This is a genomic window from Steroidobacter gossypii (genome assembly GCF_016801985.1).
Taxonomy (GTDB): domain Bacteria; phylum Pseudomonadota; class Gammaproteobacteria; order Steroidobacterales; family Steroidobacteraceae; genus Steroidobacter; species Steroidobacter gossypii.
This window is the reverse complement of record NZ_JAEVLS010000032.1, coordinates 1-646: the sequence shown is the minus strand read 5'-3', so window position 1 is coordinate 646 and position 646 is coordinate 1. Positions and strand designations below refer to the sequence as shown.

Genomic DNA, 646 nt, shown 5'->3' with positions numbered 1-646 from the left:
CAACTGGACGAGCGCGTCGAGCTGATGGATGCGCGCCTGCGCGCACAAGCCCTCGACGATGAGCGCTGTCGCCGGCTGCAAAGCGTGCCAGGCATCGGCCCATTGACGGCCACCGCGCTGGTCTCGGCGATCGGCGACATTGGCAGCTTTGGCAGCGGCCGTCACTTGGCGTCGTGGCTCGGCTTGGTGCCCAAACAACACAGCACCGGTGGCAAGCCGCGTCTGCTAGGTATCAGCAAGCGTGGCGATCGTTACCTGCGCACCTTGCTCATTCACGGCGCCCGAGCCGCTCTGCGAGGCGCCATGTACCGCGATGATCGGTGTAGTCGATGGGTTTTGGCATTAGAGAAGCGCCGTGGGCGCAATGTCGCGATCGTCGCGCTGGCCAATAAAATGGCTCGGATGGCTTGGGCGATGTGGACAACACAGCAGGATTATCAGCCTGCCTGTGCCTGATCATTGAGCCTGATTTCGGTTATTTAATCTTCCCCAAGGTTGCCAGGAGAAAAGCACAACTGATGGATCAAGGGGTCGAACCCGTGCACCAGCCACCTGAGACGTTTCCGGGCTTAACCAAGGCCGTTCTGCTGATCAGTGCTAGTGCGCGCGCATTCCCATCAAGGCCCGAGGCACATCGTGCGCCTCA

The 646-nt window shown here is 61.0% G+C and carries 2 protein-coding genes; both read left to right on the top strand.

Annotation, left to right across the window (positions count from 1 at the left end; translation table 11 throughout):
- Positions 1-456 (top strand): IS110 family RNA-guided transposase (locus JM946_RS29905; protein WP_203171123.1); only part of this gene is annotated, 456 nt, incomplete at its 5' end.
- The coding region (locus JM946_RS30090; RefSeq protein ID WP_218043213.1) for a hypothetical protein at positions 417-646 on the top strand (230 nt) is incomplete at its 3' end. The genes JM946_RS29905 and JM946_RS30090, both read left to right, overlap by 40 nt.